The organism is Polyangium jinanense, from assembly GCF_028435365.1.
Window position 1 is genome coordinate 167,227 of record NZ_JAGTJJ010000003.1, and the last position, 16,582, is coordinate 183,808.

Genomic DNA, 16,582 nt, shown 5'->3' on the forward strand with positions numbered 1-16,582 from the left:
CTTTTCAGGGGGCCATCGCTCCATGAGCACCGAGAAAATCCAGCCCGGCCTCGTGATCGCTGGCCGCTACCGCGTGGTCAAGCAGCTCGGCGAAGGCGGCGTGGGGGCCGTGTATCTCGTGCAGCACGTCCACACCGACGAGCGCCTCGCGCTGAAGGTGCTGCACAACGAGACGCTCTCCGATCCGAGCACGATCGAGCGGTTCCGCACCGAGGCGCGCGCGCCGGCGCGCATCGACAGCGACCACATCGTGCGCGTGACCGACGCCGACGTCGCGCCGGAACTGAACGGCGCGCCGTTCCTCGTGATGGAGTTCCTCCGCGGGAAAGACCTCTCCGGCGAGGCGGAAGCGCGGCAGAAGCTGCATCCGAAGGAGGTCGTGCTCTACCTGCGGCAGGCCGCGCGCGCGCTCGACAAGGCCCACGCGATCGGCATCGTGCACCGCGATCTCAAACCGGAGAACATCTTCCTCACGGTGCGCGAGGACGGCACGCCTTGCGTAAAACTGCTCGACTTCGGCATCGCGAAGCTCACGGGCGCCGCGTCGAGCGCGATGGGTGCGCACTCGAAGACGAAGACCGGCGCCGTGTTCGGCACGCCGCTCTACATGGCGCCCGAGCAGGCGCGGGCCCAGGCGCAGCTCATTGGACCTCATACGGATGTCTGGGCCATCGGCCTCATCGCCGCCCGGCTCCTCCTCGGCTTCGATTACTGGCAGGCCGAGACGATCAGCGATCTCGTCGTGCAGATCGTGGTCGACCCGATCCCGCCGCCGTCGCAGAAAGGCAGCCCCTTCGGCGCGGCGTTCGACGCGTGGTTCTTGCGTTGCTGCAGCCGTGACGCCTCGCAGCGCTTCCGCACGGCCGGCGAGACGATCACGCAGCTCGCGGCCGCGCTCGGCGTCGTCGAGGGGCCCGCGCTCGTGCTCGAAGTGACGGAGATCCTGCAGCAGGCGCGCGCGGCCGAGGGGGCGCCGACGAACACGGTCGCCGGCGCGCCGATGCCGATCGCGCCGCAGCCCGAGAACCCGCGGGCCCTGACCCCGATGGGCGGCGACGCCATCTCGCCGCAGACGGCCATGGGCGCGACCGTGCTCGCCGCGTCGACGGCGGTTCCCGTCGCGCAAACGGGGCGCCCGCCGAATGCGTCGAGCAGCAAGGCCCCGATCTTCGCGGCGATCGCCATTGCGCTGATCGGTATCGTCGGGGCCGCGGTGATGTTTGGCGCGAAGAACAGCGGCCAAGATCCAAAACCGGAAGCGGCCGCCGCCGAGGCCGCGCCTTTGCCCTTGCCCACGCCGACCCCGAAGGCCCCCGTGGCCGCCGATCCGCAGGCGTTGGTCGAGCCGGCCGCGGCGGTGTCGGTCGAACCCGCGGCCGCGCTGCCCGCGGTCTCCGCGAAGCCCGCCGCGCCCCCCTTGCCCCCCGGCCCGGGCCGCACGAAGCCGGTGCCGACCGTAACCACCAAAAAGAAGCCGAACGATGACGACCTCATGTCCGGTCGCCGCTGACTTCGAGCGGCGTCGCTCTTTTCGTTTCGTCGCCCCGGTCCTCGCCTTCGCGGCGCTCTCGCTCGGCTCGGCGCCGGTGCTCGCCAATGATCCGGCCGCGGCCGAGGCGCTTTTCCGGGTGGCCAAGGGCCTCATGGAGAAGAAGAACTACGCCGAGGCCTGCCCGAAATTCGAGGGAAGCTACAAGCTCGATCCGGCCATCGGCACGAAGCTGAACTGGGCCGATTGTGTTGAAAAACAGGGCCAGCTCGCGCGCGCGTGGGCCCTGTGGGGCGAGGCGCGGGATCAGGCCAAGCGCGAAGGCGACAAACCCCGGGCGGACCTCGCCACGCGCCGGCAAAAGGAGCTCGATCCACGCCTGCCGCACTTGACGGTGCAGGTGAAAGGCAGCGTCGAGGGGCTCGGTGTGTATCGCGACGAGGTGAAGCTCGACCCCGTCACGTTCGGGGTGCCGCTGCCGGTCGACCCGGGCAAACACGTGGTGACGCTCCGGCGCGGGAACGACGTGCTCAAAGAGGCGGCCGTCGAATCGAAGGAGAAGGCCACGGACGAGGTCACGCTCGACGCGACGGACGTGCCGCCGCCGCCGCCCGAGCAGGTCACGCAACCGCAGACGATGCCGGGGCAGGGGGACAAACCCAAATACCGGATCGCCACGGTCCGCCGCAGCACGGGCATGCTCGCCGGCGGGGTCGTCCTCGGTGTCGTCGGTGGAATCGTGGGGCTCGTGGGCGCGGGCACGGTCGGGCTTTCGAGAGGCGGATCGCCTGGGGGCTGGGCGACGCTCGGCGTGGGCGCCGTGATGTTCGGCGGCGGCATCGCGCTGGGCGTCATCGGCAACCAGAAGATTCAGCGCAAGCTCGAGGTGACGTACATGCCCGAGGTCTTCATCGGGCCGAGCTCGGTCATGGTGCGCGGGGTGTTCTGAGCGGGAGGGGGCGGCATGCACCGGGGCATTTCGACGTTTTGCCTTCTCGCGCTCACGAGCGTGCTCCCCGCGTGCATCGCCTTTCCCTTCGCGACGCCGCCGCTCGCCATTTCCGGGGGCGGCGGCGTTCGTTATGGGACGCCGAGCACCAAGCAGACGGGCCCCTCGATGGGGCACGTCGACGTGGGGGTGAAGCCGCTCCAGCTCATGCGTGACTGGCAGAAGCGGCGTGCGGACGTCGGCTTGGGCTACACGTTCGAGGCGGGCGCCGGGCCCTCCCGGCACGGCGCCTTTTTCGAAGGGACGGTCTTTCCCGTCGTGGATCAAATCGCCCGTATCGGCGTCGCGGCCCAGCCGCGGCTCTGGTACGAGCCGGAGACGGACAAGATGGGGTTTGGCATGGCCGCTCGCGTCACGGCCGAGGTCCGCGCGTTCGAGGCGACCACGTTCTCGGGGACGAGCTCCAGCGGCGGCGCTATAGGGTATGCGTACGGCGAGGCAGGGCTTGGCCTTTACCTCGAAGGCGCGTATGCGAAGATCGGGGAGCGGCCGAACGCGACGCTGGGGTTCGGTCTGACCGGCCGCATTCCCGCCACGGTCGGCCTCGCGATTGCGTTCTTGCGCTGAGGCCGTGCGCGCCCGCCCGCGGCGGCCGGGCCCGTCCGCCCGCGCCGCGCGGTCGTTTCGGAATGCTTCCGCTCGAAGAAGTAGCGAAAGGGACTTGCGACCACGCGACGCGATCCAAACATTCGCTGGCAATGGTCGCAATTGCTCCGTCCACGGTAGAGCCCGGCCCCGATTCACCCGCCCCGGACAGCGAAGAAACGACGCAGCCGAGGCTGCGCGCTGTCTCGGCTTCCCCACCGGACTCGGCCGTTCGCAGGGTGATGCCGCCCGCGGAGCGCAAAAAGGACCCGTACATCGTGCTCGTGGGGCTCGACCTCTCGGAGCCCGGCGGCCGGGCTTGGCGGTTCGCTTTTGATCTGGCGGAGCTCCGGGGCGAAGAGACCGAGATTCACGCGGTGGTGATCGGGGCGCGCGGCATGGCGCCGCGAATCAAGGACGTGGCGACGCCGCGGGTGTCGACCTCGCACGCGAGCGAGGCGAAGCTGCCGACTTTGAAGGTGCTCGAACATCGCTCCGCGGGCGGGCAAGCGCGGCTCATGGCCATGCATTACCGTGACGGACGGCCGGACAAGGCCATCGTGAACCTGGCGCACGAAATCGGGGCCGACCTCATCGTCGTGGCGAGCCACCCGCCGAGCCGCCTGGAGCGTCTTTTCGGCGGCCCGCTCGCCGATCGCATCGCGCGCAATGCGCCATGCCCCGTCGTGATCGTCCGCCCGAAGCGCGACGAGGACGACCCGGGCGTCGATCAATACGATCCGCGCCTTCGTTAAGGACGGGCGTCCTTCGCCTTTTCCATGTCCGAACGGGAAATCCCCTCGGCCGTGCCTCCCTCGCGGGGATCGGCGAAGCCGTAGGCAAAGCCCGTCTGCGGGTCGACGAGGATGTCGTTCGCGTCGCCTTGCGTGAGGTTGCTCTGCTCGATCGTGTGCCCGCGCCGCGTGAGCTCGGCGAGCACCTCGCGCGGCGGCGGGCGCTGCTTCTCCACGCGCAGTTTGTCCGGCTGGAACTGGTGGTGCAGGCGGCCGGTCGCGATGGCCTCGTCGATCGTCATGCCCCAGTCGACGAGGTTGCGGAAGACCTGGGCCACGGTGTTCGGGATCGTGTCGCCGCCCGGCGAGCCGAGCACGAGCGCGAGCCGTCCGTTCTGCGTGACGATCGTCGGCGACATCGAGGTCGCCATGCGTTTGCCCGGCGCGACGACGTTCGGGCCGTCCTTCGAGAAGCCGCCGAGAGCGTTGCCGAGCAGGACGCCCGTGCCGGGCACGACGACCTTCGCGCCGAACCCGGCCGAGAGCGTGTACGTGCAAGCGACGGCGTTGCCCTCGGCATCGACGACCGAGAAGTGCGTGGTCTCGGGTGACTCCTTCGCGGCCTCGGGCATCGCCGCGGCGAGCGTGGCCGAGGGCGTGGCGCGCGTCGGGTCGATCGCGGGCTTGCGGGTCGCGAGGTGCACGCCGGAGAGGAGCTCGTGGAGCTTCGTGTCGAGGTCCTTTGGCCCGAAGTCCGGGTCGGCCCCGACGAGCCTTCGATCGGCGTAGGCGCGGCGCGCGGCCTCGACGAAGAGGTGGAGCGCGTCGGCCGAGCCGGGCTTCTGCTCGTGTGCGCGCGCGCGTTCGAGCGAGAGCATGATCTGCGCGAACGCGATGCCGCCCATCGACGGCGGAGGCGCGGTCTCCACCGAAAAACCTCGGTACGAGAAGCGCAGCGGCGCGCGCTGCTTCGCGCGGTAGTCGGCCATGTCCTTGGCCGTGATGTACCCGCCGCCCTTCTTCATCCATTCGTCGATCGCGCGCGCGAAAAATCCTTCGTAGAAGGCGCGCGGGCCTTCCTTCGCGATCGACTCGAGCGTGCGCGCGAGGTCCGGCTGACGCACGCGTTCGCCCTCGGCGAGTGGTTTTTTCCCTTTGCCCCAGATCGCGCGGGCCGCGGGGTCGTGCTTGAGCTTGTCCCAGGCCCACGCGAGCGTGAGCGCTTGCCGCGGCCCGAGCGCGTGTCCCTTCTTCGCAAGCTCGATGGCGGGCGCGACGAGCTCCGCGAGCGGGCGCGTGCCGAACCGTTCGAGCGCAAAGGACAAACCCGCGACGGTGCCCGGAACGCCGGCCGAGCGCAGGCCGATGCCGCCGTCGTGATCGAGCATCGCGAGCACCTTCTCGGTCGTCGCGCCGGCCGCGGGCGCGGTCTCGCGGAAGTCGACGAAGTGCGTCTCGCCGCTCTTCAGGCGGATCATCATCACGCCGCCGCCGCCGATGTTTCCCGCTGAGGGATGCGTGACGGCGAGCGCGTACGCGATGGCCACCGCGGCATCGACGGCGTTGCCGCCGCGGCGCAGCACGCTGACGCCGATGCGCGTGGCGTTCTTCTCGACGGAGGTGACGAGGCCGGCCTCGCCCTGCACGGCGCGCTTGCCGCCCGGGCGAAGAGCGACGGGCGGAGCGGGCGGCGGCGGGGCCGGGTAAGGGTCGGGCGCGGGCGCGCTCGCAGCGGCGGAGGTCGCAGGGACGACGGCCGCAGACGCGCTCGTGGAGGCGCTCGGCGCGGCGGACGTCACGGAGGGGGGAGGGGGCGTGGCGTCGTCGCGCGGCGCGGGCGTCTGGGCGACGCAGGCCGAGACGAGCGCCGCCGCGAGGAGGATGGTTCTTCTCGGACGCGCGGGCATCGGCGGGGGGACTCTATCCCAAGCCCCCGGTTGACGCTTGGGGGCTTTGCTCGGACGAGCCGAGCGCCGCCCCCAAACCCCCGAGGTCGGCGACTACTTCTTCTGGTTCTTGCGGCGGCCGAGCGCGAGGCCGAAGGCCGCGATGGCGCCGAGGATGCCGGCCGCGCTGCCCGACGTGTTGCCGGCGCTCTGCGCGCAGGAGACGCCCGCCTCGCCCGAGGCGGTGCAGCGGCCGCCGCTGCAATTCGCGTCACCGCGCACGTAACCCTCGACCTTGATCTCGAGCAGGCTCTCGAGCTGCGCGACGCAATTGTCGATCTGCTCGCCGACGTCGACGTACTGGCCGTCGCAGAAGAGCGCGCCTTCAGGCCTCTGGCAGGCGACCTCGCAGCCGCCCTTGAGCTCGGCCTCGCAGTCGACGAAGCCCTTGGCCTGGCAGTCGATCTGGCAGTCGATGTTGGCCTGCGCGTCGCAGGAGCCGGTGCAGCACGCGGAGCACTGCGCCTTGCAGTCCGCGCTGGGCGGCGTGGCCTCGCAGCGCGCGTCGCACTCGCCGCCGCACGTGGCCTCGCAGGAGGCGCGGCAGCGGGCGCTGTCCGGATCGGCGGCGCAGGAGGCGTCACAGCTCGCGCCGCAGTCCGCGCGGCAGGAAGCGCCGCACTCGAAGCTGCCGGGGTCGACGTTGCACTCGGCCTCGCAGCTCGCCGCGCAGCTCGCGGTGCACGAGGCGCTGATGTTCGCGTTGCACTGGCCGCTGCAGCCGACGTAGAGGTCGGCGGCGCACTGGACCTGGAAGCTCACGGGCTCGCACGCGGCGGTGCAGCCGCCCGAGACGCGCATCTCGCACTGGGCGTTCGCGGCGAGCTCGATGCCGCCGCAAGCGCTGATGGTCTTTGCGTCGGCCGAGGAAGCAAAGCCGAAGGTCGTGGCGGCGGCGAGCGCGGCGGCGGCGAAGATCGGGGCAAGGGAAGTACGCATGAGTTCGTTCTCCTGTGTGGACGAGGGGTCCCTCGATCGCGGCGCCCCCGGTGCAAGGGGGCGACCATCCGCGAGGGTACGTCCTGCGTTTGACGATCCGCCGAGGATTTCGAAACGGTCGAGCTCCGCCGTTCACGCCGCCTCGGGCGGGGCTGTCATACCGGCGGTCGCTCGTCCGACCAGGTCGAGCTCACGGAAGGATTTGACTCGTGATCCTGCCTGGGCCGTACCGCGCCACGATGCCCTCGCGCGCCGCGCCCGGCATGCTGCTCGTCACGAAGTTTCCTCCAACGGCCCAGTACGTGCCAGTGCCATCGGCCCAGGCCGCATGCAGATCGGCATAAGGTGGCACTTCGAACTCGTCCACCCAGGCGCCCGCGTCGAGACGCTGCTTCGAGCCGCCGAAGCCCACGACGACCACCTCGCCGGGCGCGTTGCAAGCCACGCCGTTGACGCCGTTCGTGAGCGCGACGTCGAGCTTCTGCCACGTCGCGCCGTCCGAGCGGAGGACGTCGAACGTGCCGACGGCGTAGACCTCGTTCGAGCCGCAGCCAGCCACCGTGAAGAGTGTGCCACTGGCGAGAGGCGGGTCCGATTCGAGGGCCCATTCCGCGCCTTTTTTATGCCAGATCGTGCCGTACTCGCCGACCACGTAGAGGTCGTCCGAGCTCGTGCCCCAAACCTTGTAGTGCGCGCGTCCGAGCGGCATGCCGGGCAAGGTCACCGGCGTCCAGGTGCTCCCGTCCCAGTGCAGGATCACGTCGTTCGGGGCGTCGACGCCGCCCTCGGGTGTGCCGCCGACGGCCCAGGCGTCCGTCTTCGAGGCCGCCCAGACGCCCCAGAGCGTCGCCGTGGTGCCGGAATCGTGCTCCGTGAAGGTCGCGCCGTCCCAGTGGGTGATGCGGCCCTCCTCGCCGACCATCCAGACGTCGTCCGGGCCGGAGCCCGAGACCCACCAGTACGTCTGGTCGCCGCCGGGATGGAGTTCGCGGAAGGAGGCGCCGTCGAAGTGGACCACGAGCGACTCCAGGCCGTTTCCGAGCGGGCCGCCGACGGCGAAGACGTCCTTCGGGCCGCTGCCCCAGACGCTGAGCACCGCGCGGTCGAGGTCGCCCCCGTCGAGCGCGACTTGCCACGCGGGCGTTTCCGAGGAAGGCGGCTTGTCCGGCGGCGGATCGGAGCAGCCGGTCGTGAGCGCCACGAGCGTGAGCACGAGCGAGAGGCGATGGTGCTTCACGGCGATCCTCCGGACGCGTCCGGAGGGTCTCCGTCTGCGCCCGCGTCGAGGTCCGGATCGATGGGGCCTGCATCGGGATCGCACTGCATGCCGAGGACGTAGTCGCCGGCGCACATGCAGAGGCACTCGGCTTCGTAGCCGGGTTCGTCGCAGCGCGGGGTCACGGTCATGATCTTCGTGACCTTCTTGCCGTCGCGATCCGTGAGCGAGACCGTGAGCTCGTAGGGTTTGTCGAAGAGGTCCTCCTCGGCCCACTGGTTCGGACACGCCGCGATGTTCGAGAACGTGGAGATGTCCGTCGGCGCGCTGCGCCCGTGGCCGTCGTCCGTGGGCTCGAGGTTGATGATGCGTGTGTCCAGACGAACTTGTTTCGTCACCGGGTCGCGCAGGGCGCCCGCGACGCGGACGGCGCACGGGTCGACGTTCGTCGCCCGCACGCCCGCGAACACGACGCGGCCGCCCTGCGGCGGGAAGATGAGCGAGATGCTCGATCCGTCGCTGATCGGCTGCAGTTCGCCCCCGGGACCGAGCGCGATCACTTCCATGATCGGCTCGGCCGAAGGGTCCCCGAGATACGCGAGCTTGCAGCCCCCGATCGGGCCGGCGTCCGGCTCCGGCGGCGGCGAGGGAGAGCTGCAAGCAGCGAGCGCGAGCACGAGGGCGACCGAGCGTTTGTCCACGGCTAGAAGCAGTTGATGTTGTCGGACTTCGGGTAGTAGTAGACGAAGATGTTGCAGTGCTCGTTGGCCTCGACGATCGGGCCGAACGTGTAGCAGCAGTCGTCGGCGCCCTGCTTGTCGAGCGCGTTCAAGCCGTCGCAGCCGAGCGAGGCCTCGGGCATCTGCCACTGGTACGAGCACGTGTAGAACACGCCGCCGCCCGCGGGGACCTCGCGATCGAGCTCGGGCGACGTGAGCATCGGCGGCTCGTCCCAGGCCTGCGAGGCGTAGAAGCGCTCATCCATCGGCGGCTGGTCGATGCTCACGCCGTCCCACGTGAACATGTCGAACTGTTTGCCGCGGCTGTGGAAGTGGCCGTTCGCGCCGATGATGTGCACGGGCACGTCGCTGTTGAACTGGCAGGAGCCGTCGAAGGAGGGCGTCGGGTTCGAGGCACAGACGCGGATCGACTGCTTCGTCGCGAAGAGCGTTCCGAGCTGCGCCTTGACCTTCTCCTTCGGGATCGTCCAGAAGTTCACGTTGACCTTGCCCTCGCCCGAGGGCGTGCCCTGCGTCGACGCGTTGACGTAGTGCGTCTGGAGCATGAGCCACTCGTCGGGCATGAACTCGTTGGCGACGCCCTCGGGGAAGGTCCAGTCGAGCTGGCCGTCGATCTGCGAGTTCGCGACGAGCGGCCAGTCCGCCCAGTTCGAGCTCTTGAAGCACTCGCCGACGTTGTCCTTGCCCTCCTGGATCGCGCCGTTCGCCGGATCGAGGCCCGTGATCGTGCGGACGCGGAAGACGTTCATGTGGTGCGAGCCCTCTTTCTGGGCGATCTGCACGCGGTTCACGTAGACGGGGCTCTCCGGATCGAGGCCGTTCGCGGCCGCGAGGTCACGGACGCGGAAGAAGTAACAGTCCTGCTTCTCGACGCCGGCCGGGACCTCGAAGGTCTTCGTCTCGATCTGGAAGCCCTGACCCGCCGGGGGTGGGTCGATATGTGCCGGGTCTGCCCCCGTTGTCGGGGGGGGATTCGGCTCGCTCGAGCATGCAAAAAAGAGGGGGGCCGCGAACGCAAGCAAGACGAGAGATCGGAATGCAGACATAGGTTCTCCTCCCCGGGGGTGAGAAAAAGGGGACGGTAAGGACGCTACACGAAAGCAAGTCGTCGGCCATCCGGGCCCTGCTGCCCTCCGCGCGTCCTTTCCCGGGGAAGGTGCGCGCGAGGAGGCGCACACAGGGCGCCTTGCTGCTATTGTCGCCGCACGGAGGATTTTCGTCGATGGCTGGCAACAAGCAGTGCGGAGAGCACACCGAGCTCGCGTCGAACAGCGCCGTGCGCGTGACGCGATGCACGTGCGGCACGGTTCACGTCACCATGCTTCAGAACGGCGTGACGGTGCGCATGTCGGCCGACGCCCTCCGCAACGCGTGGGCAGGGATGAAGGCCGCGATCGATCGGATGGACGAGCCCGTGCCGAGCTTCGGCAGCTCGATCATCAACTGACGTTCGCGAGGATGCGGGAGGGGTAGGGCGCGCGGGGGGAGGCGGCCCTCCCCCCACGCATGCGCGAGGCGCGAGCCTTTCAGCCGCGCTCTTCGAGGGAGATGTAGTTGCGCTCGACCTCGCCGGTGTAGATCTGGCGCGGGCGGCCGATCTTCGTCGAGGGGTTCTCGTTCTGCTCTTTCCAGTGCGCGATCCAGCCGGGCAGGCGGCCGAGCGCGAACATGACGGTGAACATGTTCGTGGGGAAGCCGAGGGCCCGGTAGATGATGCCGCTGTAGAAGTCGACGTTCGGATAGAGCTTGCGCTCCACGAAGTACGGGTCGCTGAGCGCCGCCTCTTCGAGCTTGCGGCCGATGTCGAGGAGCGGATCCTTGATGCCGAGCTTCGAGAGAACCTTGTCCGCCGCAGCCTTGATGATGCGCGCGCGCGGGTCGTAGTTCTTGTACACGCGGTGGCCGAAGCCCATGAGCTTGAAGCCCGAGGACTTGTCTTTCGCGAGCTTCACGAACTTCGTGACGTCGCCGCCGTCCTTGCGGATCTCCTCGAGCATTTCGATGACCTCCTGGTTGGCGCCGCCGTGCAGCGGGCCCCAGAGGGCACAGATGCCCGCCGCGATCGAGGCGAAGAGGTTCGCCTTCGCGCTGCCCACGAGCCGCACCGTCGACGTCGAACAGTTCTGCTCGTGGTCGGCGTGCAGGATGAGCAGGAGGTTCAGGACCTTCACGATGTCCTCGTCGATCTCGTACGGCTCCGCCGGGACCGAGAACATCATGTTGAGGAAGTTCGCACAGTACGAGAGCGAGTTCTGCGGGTAGACGAAGGGCTGGCCGATCGACTTCTTGTACGAGAAGGACGCGATCGTGCGGACCTTCGAGAGAAGGCGCGCGATCGTGATGTCGACCTGCTCGCGGTTGTCCGCGTCGATCGCCTCGGGATAGAAGCTCGAGAGCGAACACACCATCGACGACAGGATCGCCATCGGGTGCGCCGTCGAGGGATACCCCTCGTAGAAGTGCTTCATGTCCTCGTGGATCAACGAGTGCCGCGTGAGCAGCGTCGAGAAGCGCGACAGCTCCGCGCGGCTGGGCAGCGAGCCGTAGATCAGGAGGTAAGCGACCTCCACGAACGTAGACTTCTCACCGAGCTGCTCGATCGGAATGCCCCGATACCGCAGGATGCCCTGCTCCCCGTCGATGAAACAGATCGAGCTCGACGTGGACGCGGTGTTCACGAACGCCGGGTCGAGCACCACACAGCCGGTCTTTGCGCGGAGCGTCGAGATGTCGATGCCCTTCTCGTTCTCCGTCCCGGTCACGATCGGAAGCTCGATCGTCTGCTCCTGTCCATCCTTGTTGAGCGTGAGCTTGGCCGTCTCCTGCACGCGTCCTCCTTTCACCACACCCGCCGCAGCGGCGGCATAAGTACCACGGCTGTCCGACATAAGCCGAGCGGAACCACACGTGAAGTGTCCACGTGCACGCAAATATCGTGGGGACGCCGGAAAACACAGGGTTTCGGCTCTAGGAGTGTTGGTCTGGCCACAAGCAGGGGGCGATCGACGGGGGTCTCTCAGGGCAAACCCCGCGGCGGCCAGGGAAAACTTTGGTAGGTACACGAGGATGGCCGCGCTCGAACCGATGGTCCGGGGCAAGCTCGCCTCCCACCCCGATGCGACTGCGTTCGCCGCCGAGGTCCTCCGGGTCCATCGGCGCTACGCGACGGAGATCGTGCAAGCGTACGCGCTCTGCCCGTTCGTCCGAGATGTGGACGTCGCGTTCGGGAAGTTCTGCGTGATGCTCGACCGCGAGCCCGATCTCGACGCGACGCGTGAAGCGGTCGTTGCGGCGCAAAGCAACGTGCTGCACGTGGTCTTTCCGCTCGCGCTGCCGCCGCCGAACGTGTTCGAGCGCTTCGCTTCGACGCTGCTTGCCCGTTTGCAAGGGTTTTTCCCGGAGGCGCCGGTGATGGCGGCGTTCCACCCCGAGCTCGTCGGTGATCGCGACGCGCCGCATCGTCTCATCGGGCTCTTGCGCCGCGCGCCCGACCCGTTCGTGCAGTTCATCCCCGCAGGCGTGCACGAGGGCGGCACGGTGTTCGCGACCTCGATCGAGGAGTTCGAGGCGAGCGCGGTCGACCGTTCGGAGCTCACGTTCCAGAAGCTGCGCGGCGAGCCGATCGAAGCGCTGCTCGCGCGGGCCCAGGAGATCCGCGCGGATCGGGATCGGGCGTACGCGCGGTTTGCCGAGCTCGCCATCGCGGCGGGCTAGACGGGATGCACAAAAAAGAAAACGGGCCGCGCGCCGGCTTCGCACTGCGAAGACCGGCGTTCCGCGACCCGTGGCCCCGCCCTTCGACTCGAGGGACGGGAGCGAAGGCTCAGCCCATCGCGTCCTTGACCGCCTTGATCGGGCGGGCGCGGACCGTCTTGCTCGCCGGCTTGGCCGGGAACGTCATCGGCTGCTTCGTGAAGGGGTTGACGCCCTCACGCGCCTTCGTGGCCGGCTTCTTCACGACGCGGAACTTGGCGAAGCCGGGCACGGTGAAGATGCCGGCCTTCTTGAGCTCGCGGTGGCCGATCTGCGCGAGGTTGTCGAGGACGAGCTTGACCTGCTTGCGCGTGATCTCGCCCCCCGCCTCCTCCGCAATCGCGTTCAGAAGCGCGCTCTTGCTGATCGAGGCCGCCTTCTTCGTCTCCGTCTTCTTGCCAGCCATGATGTGTTTCCTCCGAGGTAAAAGCCCCTCTCGCGGCCCAAACAACCACAAGGAACGCGCTAGGTCGAGCGGGAAATCGTCGTTCGGAGCGACAAAAATAGGCCATTCGACGAGAGCTCCCTCCCGAGGTCGCGGCCTGATGGGGCCCTCGGCGCGGCCACACGAGGGGCCGAAAGAGCCCTGATTTCCAGGGAAAACGCGCGATCTTCCGGAGGAACCCGAGCGGCGCGGAGCGGAGGATCGCGGCGCGGTGGGAGGTTCGGGTACCACGAAAACGGCGGATCCCGAAGGGTCGGCGCCGATCCGGCTCTTCCGGGGGGCGCTCGCGGCGTGCGCCGGTGCGAGGCGAATTTTTCACGGGACGGCCGGGAGACAGGCCTCCGGAGAGGCAAGCGCGCACGGACGAACCCGTTTTTCGGATCAGCGCGCGTGGTCGTCGCGGGGCGCGGCGCGGCTCGGCGCTTGTGACGGGGGTTCGTCGTGGTCGACGCCCCAGCGCCGCGTGGGCGCGATGCCGAGCACGGTGAGGGCCTCGTTCGCCTGCGTGAACTCCAGGAGATCGCCGACGCCGACGTCGATCGTGCGGTTCGGTCCGTCGATGAAGAGCTTCGCGTCCGTCATCTTGCTGCGCACGACGAGCGGCGTCCCCGGCGCGATGAGCGCGTGCCGCAGCCGGTAGCGCTCGCCGTGCGGGGTGTAGGGCTCGCGGACGACGAGCTGCAATCGTTTGGAGGTCAAAGGAATCACGCGGCCGCCGGCGGAACGCTGCGCCGCGGTGGAGCCGGCGGCGGGGCCGATCCAGAAGCCGCTCGACTTCTGCTCCTCCTCGATGTCGCCGAGCCGGACGAGGTAACGCGAGGTGGCGGCCGGCGAGACGTGACAGAAGAGCGCGTCGTTGAGGACGCGGGCCGCGACGACGCGGCCGTTCACGCAGACCTGCATGCGCGTGAGCACGGCGCGGCGGAGCTCGCCGCGGAGCGCGCGGCCGATGGCGAGCGCGGCCTCGCCGCGGCGCGCGCCGCAGAAGAAGCCGACCGAGTACTCGGGCGCGCTGTTGATGCCGAGGATGGGGACATCCGCGACGGAGTGCGAGGCGCTGAGGAGCGTGCCGTCGCCGCCGACGGTGATGACGAGGTCGAGGCCGCGGGCGTCGAAAGCGTCGCCGACGCTGCCCTCGAACGCGACGTCCACGCCGAGCACGGCGAGCGCGGCTTTGACCTCGGCCGCGGTGGCCTCGTGTTCCTCGTGCGCGGCGCGCAGGTGCGCGACCGTGGGGTCGTGGGCGTCGAGGAGGCGCTGAATGCGGCCGTTCTTTCGCTCCTCCACCTGCACCCGGTAGGCCGAGCGCTTGACGATGAGCGCGACCTTGGGCTTCTTCGCCGCGAGGCCGTTCGAGCCCGCGGGCGCCTTTCGTCGCGCGGACGAGGCGCGCTTCACGAGGCGAGCTCCGCGAGGCGGCGGAGCGCGAGCTCGGTCTTTTCGTCCTCGAGGAGGCCGCTCCGCGCGAGCGCGAGGGCCTCGTCGAGGGAGAGCGCCGCAATCGTGGCCTTGCGTTCGAGCACCGAGCCGTCCTCGGTCGGCGTCGTGCGTCGCGCAGGGTCGACTTCGACGTGGAAGAAGAAGTGCCGCTCGCCGACCATGCCGGGCGCCGGGAACGAGGAAGGACCGAGCGGCGCGAGCGCGCGCGGGTCGACTTCGAAGCCGAGCTCTTCCTGGAGCTCACGCGCGGCGCAAAGCAGGAGGCCCTCGGGGCTTCGCTCCTCGACTTCCACGAGGCCCGCGGGCAGCTCCCAGAGGTTGCCGAGGTCGTCGCGCTCTTCGATGGGCGAGGTCGCGCGGTTTCGGAGCGCGACGGGAGGGCGCACCGAGGAGCGGAGGTAGACGTGGCGGACGCCCTTCTCGTCGCGGAAGTGCGCGGCGATGACCACGGCGTCGAGCCGCTGCCGATCGACGATATCGTAGGAGAAGGGCTCGCTCTGTTCGCCGTCCGGGAAGGTGGCGCGGAGCATGACGCGCTCGACGCGCAGGAAGGCGGGCGAGCCCGGTTCTGCGTGCTGTTCCTGCGTGAGCAGGATGCGTGGCAAGGGGGGCAGCGGCATCGCCGGAGCCCGGAGCATACGCCGAACGGTCCGTGCGTTACAGGACTTTTCCAGCCCAGAGCGTGGCGTTGTACGCGAGCTGTTTGCCCCACGTGTAGCCCGAAGCGAGCGAGCAATCGGACGTGAGGTAATGAAAATCGAGATAGACGACGCGGCCGCTTCCATACGGCCACTTCGCGACTGCGTGCCTCGTGAGATCACCGAGCCACACGACCGAGCTCGTGGCACCGGGCTTGAGCGTGAACTGGACCTCCTCCCAGCCGACGAAGTCGTTGGGCTGGAAGTTGACGCCTTGCAGGAGGACGTCGGACGGGTCGAGCACGGTGACCTTGAGCGGGAAGCTCTGGAAGCTGTTGATGACCTGGCCCGTGACGGGCAGGAGATCGACGAGGTTGCCGTAGTTGCTGTACATCCACGGCGTGGCGATGACGCCGCCGCCGCCCTGCGCGTAGGCCTCGAACGTGGACGGGCTGAAGCAGCTCATCTGGCCGTGGGTGATCACGACGTCGAACTTCTGGAGCGTGGCGAGCGAGCAATCGGTGTTCACCACGGCCGAGCCGATGAAGGGCTGCGTGGCGAGGTGGGCGCGCAGGTCGTCGACGTAGAACGGTCCGCCCATCACGGCGACCTTGAGCAGCTTGCAGTCGTCGTCGGTCGAGAGATCACAACCCGCAGGGCAGCAGCCGTCGCCATGGGCGCAGTCGAGGATCGGCGCGCCGCCGCCGCAGGTGCCGGCGGCGCACGTCTCACCCGTCGTGCAGGCCTTGTTGTCGTTGCACGTGGTGCCCACAGGCACGGGCATGCCGCCGCCGCATGCGCCGGCCGCGCAGACCTCGCCCGCGGTGCAGCTGTTTCCGTCTTCGCACGTGGCGCCGTCGTTGCCCGGGACCGCGATGCAGGTCTGCTTGATCTCGTCGCACTGCGGGTTCTTGCAAGGATCGGCCGTCGGTAGGCAGGGGTTCGGCTTGCCGACGCACTGGCCCGAGATGCAGACGTCCTCCACGGTGCAGAAGAGGTTGTCGTCGCAGAAGACGCCGTCGTTCTGCGGGACGGCGATGCAGCCGAGGACCGTGTCGCATTGGCCGATGGAGCAGAGGCCGTTGAGGAAGGAGCAGTCGATCGGCGGGCCCATCTGGCACGCGCCGGCCTTGCACGTGCCGAGATCGGTGCACGGGTCGCCGTCGTCGCAGAAGCCGCCCTCGTTGACGGGCGCGAACTCGCACGCGTCGTTCGCCTCGTTGCAGCTCCCGATCTTGCAGGACTCGCCGTTCGACGGGCAGAGCTTCGAGGTGCCCGCGGTGCACACGCCGCTCAGACAAACGTCGTTGATGGTGCAGAAGAGGCCGTCGTCGCACGGGCCGAAATCGTTCTTCGGCACGAACTGACAGCCGTTCTCCCCCGCGCACACGCCGTCGCTGCAAGGGCCTTCGAGCGCCACGCAATCGAGGTCCGTGGTGCAGGGCGAACCGGGTGTGACGTCGGGGCCAGCGTCGCCATCCGAGCCGCCCGCGCCGCCTACACCCGTCGCGCCGCCCGCGCCTGCATCACCGCCCGAGCCGGTGCCGGCGTCGGGCATTTGAACGGGATTTGCGCAGGCGAACGGGACCGCGGCGAGCGTGAGCAGCGGAAGCAGAAGAAGCGGAGATGTAAGCGAAGAGATACGCAT

Annotated in this window: 16 protein-coding genes; 6 read left to right on the forward strand and 10 right to left on the reverse strand. The window is 69.0% G+C overall.

Annotated elements, in window-relative coordinates:
* The first annotated feature begins 22 nt into the window (after positions 1 to 22).
* From KEG57_RS09905 to KEG57_RS09920, 4 genes are all read left to right on the forward strand, one after another.
* On the forward strand, positions 23 to 1,510 hold the full coding sequence (locus KEG57_RS09905) for a serine/threonine protein kinase (RefSeq protein ID WP_272419418.1): 1,488 nt from the start codon (positions 23 to 25) through the stop codon (positions 1,508 to 1,510).
* Positions 1,482 to 2,438, forward strand: coding sequence for a tetratricopeptide repeat protein (locus KEG57_RS09910; RefSeq protein WP_272419419.1), 957 nt, complete (start codon positions 1,482 to 1,484; stop codon positions 2,436 to 2,438). The genes KEG57_RS09905 and KEG57_RS09910 overlap by 29 nt, the downstream gene beginning before the upstream one ends.
* A 15-nt stretch (positions 2,439 to 2,453) precedes the next feature.
* Positions 2,454 to 3,065: a hypothetical protein gene (locus KEG57_RS09915; RefSeq protein WP_272419420.1), complete on the forward strand. Its 612-nt coding sequence runs from the start codon at positions 2,454 to 2,456 to the stop codon at positions 3,063 to 3,065.
* A 260-nt stretch (positions 3,066 to 3,325) separates the two neighbouring features.
* Positions 3,326 to 3,838: a universal stress protein gene (locus KEG57_RS09920; RefSeq protein ID WP_272419736.1), complete on the forward strand. Its 513-nt coding sequence runs from the start codon at positions 3,326 to 3,328 to the stop codon at positions 3,836 to 3,838.
* Here KEG57_RS09920 and ggt read toward each other — a convergent pair.
* The 5 genes from ggt to KEG57_RS09945 all read right to left on the reverse strand — a co-directional run bounded on the left by ggt (position 3,835) and on the right by KEG57_RS09945 (position 9,704).
* Positions 3,835 to 5,724 carry a gamma-glutamyltransferase gene (gene ggt / locus KEG57_RS09925; RefSeq protein ID WP_272419421.1) on the reverse strand — a complete coding sequence of 630 codons (1,890 nt, stop codon included), beginning with the start codon at positions 5,722 to 5,724 and terminating at the stop codon, positions 3,835 to 3,837. The two genes, KEG57_RS09920 and ggt, sit on opposite strands and share 4 nt — an antisense overlap.
* 93 nt (positions 5,725 to 5,817) lie before the next feature.
* Positions 5,818 to 6,702 (reverse strand): hypothetical protein, encoded by an 885-nt coding sequence (locus KEG57_RS09930; RefSeq protein WP_272458403.1) that lies wholly within the window; start codon positions 6,700 to 6,702, stop codon positions 5,818 to 5,820.
* A gap of 190 nt (positions 6,703 to 6,892) precedes the next feature.
* Positions 6,893 to 7,939, reverse strand: coding sequence for a beta propeller repeat protein (locus KEG57_RS09935; protein WP_272458404.1), 1,047 nt, complete (start codon positions 7,937 to 7,939; stop codon positions 6,893 to 6,895).
* Positions 7,936 to 8,619, reverse strand: a complete 684-nt coding sequence (locus KEG57_RS09940) for a hypothetical protein (protein WP_272458405.1) — start codon at positions 8,617 to 8,619, stop codon at positions 7,936 to 7,938. Before KEG57_RS09940 ends, KEG57_RS09935 begins: the two co-directional genes overlap by 4 nt.
* 2 nt (positions 8,620 to 8,621) lie before the next feature.
* A complete protein-coding gene (locus tag KEG57_RS09945; protein WP_272419426.1) occupies positions 8,622 to 9,704 on the reverse strand; it encodes a hypothetical protein in 1,083 nt (360 codons plus the stop codon).
* 176 nt (positions 9,705 to 9,880) lie between these two features.
* Here KEG57_RS09945 and KEG57_RS09950 point away from each other — a divergent pair, with 176 nt between their 5' ends.
* The gene (locus KEG57_RS09950) at positions 9,881 to 10,105 is read left to right on the forward strand and encodes a hypothetical protein (protein WP_272419427.1); all 225 of its coding nucleotides are present in this window, start codon (positions 9,881 to 9,883) and stop codon (positions 10,103 to 10,105) included.
* A gap of 79 nt (positions 10,106 to 10,184) precedes the next feature.
* Here the strand turns inward: KEG57_RS09950 and KEG57_RS09955 are convergent, their stop codons facing one another.
* The gene (locus KEG57_RS09955; protein ID WP_272458406.1) at positions 10,185 to 11,546 is read right to left on the reverse strand and encodes a citrate synthase; all 1,362 of its coding nucleotides are present in this window, start codon (positions 11,544 to 11,546) and stop codon (positions 10,185 to 10,187) included.
* A gap of 178 nt (positions 11,547 to 11,724) precedes the next feature.
* Between KEG57_RS09955 and KEG57_RS09960 the strand changes: the two genes are divergently transcribed.
* Positions 11,725 to 12,372: a hypothetical protein gene (locus tag KEG57_RS09960; protein WP_272419430.1), complete on the forward strand. Its 648-nt coding sequence runs from the start codon at positions 11,725 to 11,727 to the stop codon at positions 12,370 to 12,372.
* Between the two features lie 109 nt (positions 12,373 to 12,481).
* On the opposite strand, the gene KEG57_RS09965 is transcribed toward KEG57_RS09960, so the two are convergent.
* The 4 genes from KEG57_RS09965 to KEG57_RS09980 all read right to left on the reverse strand — a co-directional run bounded on the left by KEG57_RS09965 (position 12,482) and on the right by KEG57_RS09980 (position 16,582).
* The gene (locus tag KEG57_RS09965; RefSeq protein ID WP_272419432.1) at positions 12,482 to 12,817 is read right to left on the reverse strand and encodes an HU family DNA-binding protein; all 336 of its coding nucleotides are present in this window, start codon (positions 12,815 to 12,817) and stop codon (positions 12,482 to 12,484) included.
* A 420-nt stretch (positions 12,818 to 13,237) separates the two neighbouring features.
* On the reverse strand, positions 13,238 to 14,254 hold the full coding sequence (locus KEG57_RS09970) for an NAD(+)/NADH kinase (protein WP_272419433.1): 1,017 nt from the start codon (positions 14,252 to 14,254) through the stop codon (positions 13,238 to 13,240).
* Positions 14,251 to 14,934 carry an NUDIX hydrolase gene (locus KEG57_RS09975; protein WP_272458407.1) on the reverse strand — a complete coding sequence of 228 codons (684 nt, stop codon included), beginning with the start codon at positions 14,932 to 14,934 and terminating at the stop codon, positions 14,251 to 14,253. Before KEG57_RS09975 ends, KEG57_RS09970 begins: the two co-directional genes overlap by 4 nt.
* A gap of 19 nt (positions 14,935 to 14,953) precedes the next feature.
* On the reverse strand, positions 14,954 to 16,582 hold the full coding sequence (locus KEG57_RS09980; protein WP_272419436.1) for a hypothetical protein: 1,629 nt from the start codon (positions 16,580 to 16,582) through the stop codon (positions 14,954 to 14,956).